Below are 8165 nucleotides of genomic sequence, written 5' to 3'. Positions count from 1 at the left end.
CCGCGCCGGGGTACGAGGTCTTGGCCCACCTGGACCGCACCGGCTGGCTCGACCTGTACGACGCATGGAGCGCGGAGCGGGACTGCCGTTGCGTGGTGAAGGTGCTACGCCCCGACCGCCGCGACGAACCGCGGCTGGCCGGACGGCTGGTCCGGGAGGGGCGCTGGCTCCAGCGCTTCACGCATCCGCACCTGGTCCGCGCGTACGAGACCTTCGCGTCCCCCGAGCCCGTCGTCGTCCTCGAAACGCTGACGGGCGAGACGCTGTCCCACCTCATCGACCGCCTGCCCCGGCGGGCGTCCGCCGGGGACGTCGCCGTCCTGGGCCTGCAGTTGTGCTCCGCGCTGCACTACCTGCACGGCCGGGGCCTGCTGCACCTGGATCTGAAGCCGGCCAACGTCGTGGTGGAGTGCGGTCACGCGAAGGTCCTCGACCTCAGCGTCGCCCGCCCGCCCGGCACCGCCCCGGCCGGCGCCGGCACGTTCGGCCACATGGCCCCCGAACAGGCGCGCGGGGGCGTCCTGTCGGCTGCGGCCGACGTCTGGGGCATCGGCGTCACCCTGTACGAACTCGCCACCGGCCGGCTCCCGTTCGACCTCGGAGAAACCGCGGACGGCACCGGGGACGGAGTCACGGAGGGGACTACGGACGGCTCGGCCCCGTATGGGTATCCGCAGCTCGAAGGGCCCGCCGCTCCGGTCTCCGCGTACCGGCGCCTGCCCGCGGCCCTGGCGGCGGCCGTCGACGGCTGCTTGCGCCCCGATCCGGCGGAGCGGCCGTCCCTCTCGGAGCTGTCCGCCGCCCTGGACGCGACCCTGCTCCGGCGGCGCCGGGACACCCCCGGGGCGGCCTGACGAGAACCGGCCAGAGCCGGCCGGAGGCACCCGATGGGGTGCCGCTAACTGTGTAATGTCACATGGCATGATGATCTTACGGCGTACCGCCTCGCTCGCGGTCCTTCTCGCCACCCTCCTGCCCCCAGCCGTCACCGCGCCCGCACACGCGGCCGACACCGCCCCCTGCCGTACGACGCCCTCCGCGCCCCTCGACGCCGAGCAAGCGCGGCTCTCGGACGTCCGGACCACCTCGCTCGTCGAGCGCGCCGGGTTCGGTGACTTCGTACGGCGCTTCCCCGCCGCGCTGTGCTCGGTCCGCACCCCCGCCGAGGCCGGGCCGCTGCTCGACGGCTGGGGCGAGGCGCTCTGGCAGGCCGCGGTGCGCCGCGCCCAAGGGCAGCGCCCCGGCGGCGACCTCCCGGCCGGGGACGACCGCCCCCTGTACTGGGCCCGGCTCGCCATGACCACCGCGCTCGCCCGCTGGGAGCCGGGATTCCCCGTCGACCGCCCGGCGCTGCGCGGCCGCTTCGAGGACGCCTCCCGCGGCCTCGCCGACAACGCCTTCCAGGCGCCGGCCGGCGTACGCCGCGTCTTCATCAGCGGCTTCGACCCGTTCGGGCTCGACACCGAACCGCGCCGCGCGAACCCCTCCGGTTCCGCGGCCCTCCAGCTCAACGGGCGCCGCATCACCCTGGCCGACGGCAGCCGCGCCGAGGTCCGGGCCGTCGTCCTGCCCGTGCGCTACGCCGACTTCGACGCCGGCATCGTGGAGCGGGCCTTCGCCCCGCGCCTGACCGGCGACTCCGGATCCGGCTCCGGATCCGGCTCCGGCTCCGGCTCCGCGGACGTCATCACCACCATCAGCCAGGGCTATCCGGGCATCTTCACCCTGGAGGCCTGGGCGGGCCGGGCCCGGTCGGCGGATCCGTACCCGGACAACACCGGCTCCCTCTCCGGCGGCACCCGCGAGCACCCGGTGACCGCCCCCGGCCTGGGCCCGGGCGCTGAGTTCATCCGGACCACCCTCCCCACCGACGCCGCCACCGGCTCCGTCGGGAGTCCGTACCCGGTGCTGCTCAACACCGCCGTCACCGAGATCCCGGCCGGCGCCACCGGGCCGGTGGACCGCGAGGACGGGCCGACGCCGGGTTCGCGGGCGGTGGAGGGTGGCGGGGGCGGCTACCTGTCCAACGAGGTCGCGTACCGCTCCAACCGACTGCGCGGCGAACTCGCCCCGCGGCTTCCCGGCGGCCATCTGCACACCCCCGTGCTCACCGGCCTCCCGGCGGACCCGGGCCTGCTGACGGGCCCCGAGTTCGAGCGCAACGAGGCCGCGATCACCGCCGAGGTCCGCGCCGTCCTGGAGCACACCTCCGTCCGCCCCTGAACCCCTCCCGAGCGCGCCCGCTCACACTCCGCGACCAGCACGGATACGCCCCGACGTGCGGCCCGCGCCGCCGCTCCGCACGATGGAGGGCGGGACCCACGTGTCACGCGTACCCGGGTCCCGCACCCGAGAGAGAGGCGGCGCGATGAGCAGCACGCCGAGTGGAACGACCGGAAGCGGCACTCCTACCGGTACCGGCAGCGCCTGGGCCGCGGGCGGCACGATGTTCGCGGGCGTCTTGATGATCGTCACGGGCATCTTCGGCATCATCGAGGGCATCGTCGCCCTCGCCAACGACGAGGTGTACACGCACCTCGGCGACTACACCTTCAAGTTCGACCTCACGGCCTGGGGCTGGATCCATCTCATCATCGGCATCCTGGTCCTCGTCGCGGGCGCGGCGATCCTCAAGGGCTCGGAAGCCGGCCGGATCGCCGGTGTCGCCCTGACCTGCCTGTACGTGATCGTGCACTTCATGTGGCTGCCGTACCAGCCGCTCTGGTCGATCGTCGCCATCCTCGTCGGCGTGTTCGTCATCTGGGCCCTGTGCACCGACAGGTCCCGGCCGACGCGGCCCTGACCGTACGCCGGCGGGCCAGGTGTCGGGCGGCCAGGTCAACGGCCGCCCGACACCGCCGGATACCCTCGTGCCGGTACGCGTACGCCACCGGCACGAGGAGCAGGCACCGCATGACCATTCACCGGCCGGGACGGCCCGCGGACCTGCCCCCGGCGGAACTGCTCTGGGCCCGCTGGGCGTTCGTCGCGGTACTGGAGGCGACCACCGAGGCGGAGACCCACGGAGTCCACCGCACCGGCCACTGGATCGACGGCGGCCGGCTCCATCTCGACGACTGCGGCTCTACGTGGTGGACCCTGGCCCGGGTGGGCCAGGGCCGCTTCGTGCTCTACGGCGAGGACGAGTCGAGCCAGGTCAAGTGGCACAAGCCTGCGATCGACATGCTGGCGCAGGCCCCGGACTGGCTGCCGCACGAGAAGCTGCGCGCGCTGCTCGAAGGCTGGGAGCTGGGCTGCGTCTACTGGTACGAGAACGGTGCCTGGGCGCGTGCCCCCTACCCGGAGGGTCTCGGGGACGACGGCCTGGACTGCGGGATGGACCGTTTCGTGGAGCGCCGCGAGGTCCTCGGCCTGCTGGCCGACCACGGTCCGGGCGCACCGCAGCTCCTGGAGGACGCCGAGGCGTACCGGCTGCGGCCCGAGGCGCTCGACGCGCTGGTCGCGGCGGGCGGCGACGACCACGACCGGGACGAGGACTGGGACCTGCCCGCCATGCACCGCGCGCTGGGTATGGCCGGACTCACGGGCGAGACCGTCACCGCGTAGTGCATCCGTTGCCGAAGTGTTCTAGCGTCGTATGAAGTGTTCTTCCAGGATCGTATGAGATGCCCGCATGGAGGTGAGGACGTGGAGGTGAGCAGGGTGGCCAGTCCGACTCCGGCCCAGTTCCGGGCCGTCCACGGTGACATGGAATGGTGGCAGGCCGTCGATTTCGAGGTGTACGAGCACCTCGTCGAGAACGAGTACGTCGTGGCCCCGCGGCCCCGGCCCGGCGCCGGTGACCGCCTGCCGCCCCGCAAGCCCCGGCCCCCGGCGAGCGAACCCCCTTCGCAGCACACCCCCTAAGGAGCGACCCGCCCGGGGTGCGCGGTGGCGAGTCTGCGGGCCCCGCGGACCAGGCCGTACGTGGCCAGCGCCGCCGCGGGAACCGCCGTCACGGCCACCGCTGCCCATTCCCGCGCGTAGTGCGCGGCCTGGGTGGGCGTCCGTTCGAAGGTGATCATCGGGCCCCAGGTGTAGTAGCCCCAGATCATGAGCAGCTGGGAGAGCACGGCGCGCAGGACGGCGTGGACCGCCGTGGGCGCCGTGGCCGAGACCAGCAACACGACGGCCGCGTACGGCACGTAGCCGGACGCGAAGCGGCTCGCCTCGGTCACGCTCTTCCCGTCGCCGTCGCCCGCGATGGCGATCCAGGCGGACAGTGCTCCGGCGGCCAGGGCCACGGCCGCGGTGACGGCCGCTCGCTGCGCACCCCGCTTCATCTCGTTCTCCCCACCTGCCACGTGTGCGTTCCGGTCCCCCTCACCCTGCGTCGCGGGTATGCGCGGAGAATGACGGGAATGCGACCGTTTCGTCACGAGGCGGGTGTGGGGAGCGGCTCCGCCGCCTTCTCCTTCGCGGCGCGGCGCCGCAGCGCGTCCTCGTCCGTGTCCGCGTCGTACGTCAGCAGCTTGGGCAGCGTCACCGACAGGGCCGCCACCGCCGCCACGCACATCAGGCCGCCGCTCCAGAACGCCGACCGCGTGCCCGTCCAGCCGGCGACCGTACCCGCGCGGACCTGGCCCAGCTGCGGACCCACGCTGTACGAGAGCACCTCGATGCCCGCCAGCCGCCCGCGCAGCTCCTCGGGGATGGTCTGGTTCCAGATGGTCGCCCGGCCCAGGCCGCTCAGCATGTCGCCGGCTCCGGCGACGGCCAGGCAGGCCAGCACCACCCAGATGTTCGTGGACCAGCCGGTCGCGGCGATCGCCACGCCCCAGACCGCCGCCCCGAACACCACGAACAGGCCGTGCCGCCGGACCCGGGAGGTCCAGCCGCTCGTCATCCCGAGGACCAGGGAGCCCACCGCACCCGCCGAATACATCAGACCCAGCGCCCACACGGCGTCCAGCTCGTCCGCGAGGAAGGGGAAGATCGTGTTCGGGAAGGCGAAGAACATGGCCGCCAGGTCCACCGCGTACGTACCGAGCAGCACCGGCCGGCTCCACGCGTAGCGGGCGCCCTCGGCGATCCCGCGCAGCGAGGGCCGTTCCGCGTCCGGCGAGGGCGGGGCCGGGGCCAGCCTCGTGCACAGGAGGACGGACAGCAGGAAGCCCGCGAAGGTGATGCCGTAGGCGGCCGGATAGCCGGCGTAGGCGACGACCAGGCCGGCGATCGCCGGTCCGGCGATCGCGCCGATCTGGTAGCGCAGCGCGTTGAGCGCGGCGGCCGCGGTCATCTGCTCGTGCGGCACGATCCGCGCCATCATCGAGTCCAGGGCCGGGCGCTGCAGACCGGAGAGCGCCGAGACGCCGGCCGCGACCACGTACAGGGGCCACAGCAGCGGGTTCGGCAGCAGGGAGTTCACGAGCAGGACCAGGGCCAGCACCCCGAGCCCGGCCTCGCTCAGCAGGATCATCCGCCGCCGGTCGATCGCGTCGGCCAGGGCCCCGCCGTAGAGGCCGAAGACGACGAGCGGGACGAGTTCCACCGCGCCCATCGCGCCGACCGCGAGCGGCGAGTCCGTGAGGTGCTTGATCTGGAGCGGGAGGGCGATCATGGCCATGAAGGACGTGAAGAACGTGACGGCGCCCTGGAAGAAGAGCAGCCGGAAATCGCGGCTGGACCGCCACGGGGAGAGGTCGGGCAGCAGACGGGACGAACGGGTGGCACTCACAACGGGTCATCGTGGGCGACCGCCCGCCCCCGGGCAACGCATTTTCGCGGTGCCCGGGCGCGCGCGGCCGCAGCGCGCGTTGAGCCCGCCCGGCCCGCTCAGCCCGCTCCAGCCCGCTCAGACCGTTCGGCCGCCCAGGTGCCGCCACAGGAAGGTGTAGGCGAGAGCGTGGTTGGCGGCGGCCTGTTCGTTGTCGCTGGCTCCGCCGTGGCCACCGCCGGTGTTCTCGTGGAAGAGGACCCGGTGCCCCAGCTCGCGCAGCCGGGCCGCCGCCTTGCGGGCGTGGCCGGGGTGGACGCGGTCGTCGCGGGTGGAGGTCATCAGGAGCAGCGGCGGATACGGCCGGTCCGCGCGGAGGTTGTGGTACGGGGAAAGGGCTTCGAGGTGGGGCCGGTCGGCCTCGCTGTCGGGGTCCCCGTACTCGGCGATCCAGGAGGCCCCGGCGAGCAGCCGGTGGTAGCGGAGCATGTCCAGGAGCGGCACCTTGGCCACGACCGCCCCGAACAGCTCCGGGTGGCGGACCAGCATGGCGCCCATGAGCAGGCCCCCGTTGCTGGCTCCGGTGATGCCGAGCCGGTCGGGGGTGGTGATGCCGCGGGCGGTGAGGTCGGCGGCGACCGCGGCGAAGTCCTCGAAGGCCCGTACCCGGTTCGCGCCGAGGGCCGCCTGGTGCCAGGCCGGGCCGTATTCGGAGCCGCCGCGAATGTTGGCGACGGCGTACGTACCGCCGCGGGCGAGCCAGGCGCGGCCGGTGAGGGGGCTGTAGCCGGGGGTCTGCTGGTCGCGGAAGCCCCCGTACCCGTAGAGGAGCGCGGGGCCGGGGCCTTCCTGGCCGGCGGGCCCGACGACGAAGTACGGGACCCGCGTACCGTCCGCGGAAGTCGCGAAGAACTGCCGGACCGACAAGCCGCGGGCGTCGAAGCGGGCGGGGGCCCGCTTGACCGGCTCGGAGTCGGCGCCGATGTGCCCGTACGTGAGCGTGGAGGGCTGGAGGAAGCCGTCGACGTTGAGGAAGTACTCGTCGCTGACGTCCGGGTCGGTGTCGGTGACGGTCGCCGAGGACAGCGGCGGCACGTCCGCGAGCGGCCGGCGGCTCCAGCCGTCCGCGCCCGGGGTGAGGACCTCGATGCGCGTGGCGACGTCGGCCAGCGTCTCCAGGATCAGGTGGTGGCGGGTCCAGCTGTGCCCGGCCAGCGCGGTGCTCCCGTCGGGCGCGAACAGCACGTGCGCGGTGCGGTCCCCGGCGAGGAAGGCGTCGAATCCGAAAGCGAGCAGCGAGCCGGCCGGGTGCCCGAGCCACGGGGACTTCGGGGTGACGATCAGCCACTGCCGGTACGCGTACTTCCCGGCGTCGTCGGGGGCCTCGATCTTCACGAGCCGGTCGCCGTCGGCGAGGAGGTGGAGCTCGCTGTGGAAGAAGTCGGTGTGGCGGGAGACGAAGTCGCGCTCGTACCCGGGGGTGGGATCGTGCCAGCCGGCGGCCGACACGTCGCCGGTCTCCGCCTCGTAGACGACCTCGGCGTCCGTCACGGGTGTGCCCCGGCGCCAGCGCCGGACGGTACGGGGATAGCCGGAGTCGGTCAGCGAGCCCGGGCCGCAGTCGGTGCCGAGGAAGACGGTGTCCTCGTCGATCCAGCCGATGCGGGTCTTGGCCTCCGCGACGTGGAAACCGCCCTCGTCGCCGGGGACGAAGGCCAGGGCGCCGAGGTCGAACTCGCGGACCACGACGGCGTCGGAGCCGTCCCGGGAGAGCAGGACCAGGGCGCGTCCGTGGTCCGGGTACCGCACCCGGGCGCCCGCCCACACCCACTCCTCGCCCTCGCGCGCCGCCAGTTCGTCGACGTCGAGGAGCACCTCCCAGGCCGGGTCGTCCTTGCGGTACTGCTCCAGGGTGGTGCGGCGCCACACGCCCTTCGGGCGGTCCGCGTCCCGCCAGAAGTTGTACAGGTGCGCCCCGCGGCGAGTGGTGTACGGGATGCGGTCGGCGTCATCGAGGACCTCGCGCAGTTCGTCGCGCAGCGCCTCGAATCCCGGGTCGGTGGCGAGCGCGGCGGCGGTCTCCGCGTTCCGCTCCCCCACCCAGGCCAGCGCGGCCTCGCCCTCGACGTCTTCCAGCCACAGGAAACGATCTTCAGCAGTCACCCCATGATTGTGCAGCCCCGCGGGACGTACCGGAGCCGCGTCGGGAGGACCGGGGGTCCGGGGTCCTGGTTCGGAGGGGGCCGGTGGGGCCGAGAAGGGCCGGGTCGGGCCGAGGGGGGCCGGGTCGGGGCGAGAGCGGCCGGTCGTGGGCCGGCCGAGAGGGGCCGGGGTCAGGCCGAGAGGGGCCGGTCGTGGGCGCCGACGGGGGCGGGCAGGGCGGTCGAGCCGGTGAGGTAGCGGTCCACGGCGGCCGCCGCAGCCCGGCCTTCCGCGATGGCCCACACCACGAGGGACTGGCCGCGGCCCGCGTCGCCCGCGACGAAGACCCCGTCGGGGGGAGGGCCGC

General features: G+C 73.9%; 8 protein-coding genes and 1 pseudogene. 5 read left to right on the top strand and 4 right to left on the bottom strand.

The window, feature by feature from the left end; translation table 11 throughout:
• The 5 genes from ACS04_RS14900 to ACS04_RS14880 all read left to right on the top strand — a co-directional run.
• Positions 1-854 (top strand): serine/threonine-protein kinase (locus ACS04_RS14900; protein WP_048477075.1); only part of this gene is annotated, 854 nt, incomplete at its 5' end.
• Between the two features lie 67 nt (positions 855-921).
• The gene (locus tag ACS04_RS14895; RefSeq protein WP_048477074.1) at positions 922-2223 is read left to right on the top strand and encodes a hypothetical protein; all 1302 of its coding nucleotides are present in this window, start codon (positions 922-924) and stop codon (positions 2221-2223) included.
• Between the two features lie 145 nt (positions 2224-2368).
• Entirely contained in the window at positions 2369-2803 is a 435-nt protein-coding gene (locus ACS04_RS14890) for a DUF7144 family membrane protein (RefSeq protein WP_048477073.1), read from the top strand.
• 110 nt (positions 2804-2913) lie between these two features.
• Positions 2914-3567: a hypothetical protein gene (locus ACS04_RS14885; RefSeq protein WP_048477072.1), complete on the top strand. Its 654-nt coding sequence runs from the start codon at positions 2914-2916 to the stop codon at positions 3565-3567.
• 96 nt (positions 3568-3663) lie between these two features.
• On the top strand, positions 3664-3867 hold the full coding sequence (locus ACS04_RS14880; protein ID WP_158977262.1) for a hypothetical protein: 204 nt from the start codon (positions 3664-3666) through the stop codon (positions 3865-3867).
• Here ACS04_RS14880 and ACS04_RS14875 read toward each other — a convergent pair.
• The 4 genes and pseudogenes from ACS04_RS14875 to gltD all read right to left on the bottom strand — a co-directional run.
• The gene (locus ACS04_RS14875; protein WP_048477070.1) at positions 3864-4283 is read right to left on the bottom strand and encodes a hypothetical protein; all 420 of its coding nucleotides are present in this window, start codon (positions 4281-4283) and stop codon (positions 3864-3866) included. The genes ACS04_RS14880 and ACS04_RS14875 overlap by 4 nt on opposite strands.
• Before the next feature lie 92 nt (positions 4284-4375).
• On the bottom strand, positions 4376-5677 hold the full coding sequence (locus ACS04_RS14870; RefSeq protein ID WP_048477069.1) for an MFS transporter: 1302 nt from the start codon (positions 5675-5677) through the stop codon (positions 4376-4378).
• A 117-nt stretch (positions 5678-5794) separates the two neighbouring features.
• Entirely contained in the window at positions 5795-7819 is a 2025-nt protein-coding gene (locus ACS04_RS14865; RefSeq protein WP_048477068.1) for a prolyl oligopeptidase family serine peptidase, read from the bottom strand.
• Between the two features lie 170 nt (positions 7820-7989).
• Positions 7990-8165, bottom strand: a pseudogene (gene gltD, locus ACS04_RS39295) (glutamate synthase); the annotation flags it as partial.

The sequence above is a fragment of the Streptomyces roseus genome, from assembly GCF_001044425.1.
Lineage (GTDB): Bacteria > Actinomycetota > Actinomycetes > Streptomycetales > Streptomycetaceae > Streptomyces > Streptomyces roseus.
The sequence above is the reverse complement of the archived record's forward strand: the minus strand, read 5'-3'. Positions and strand labels throughout refer to the sequence as shown.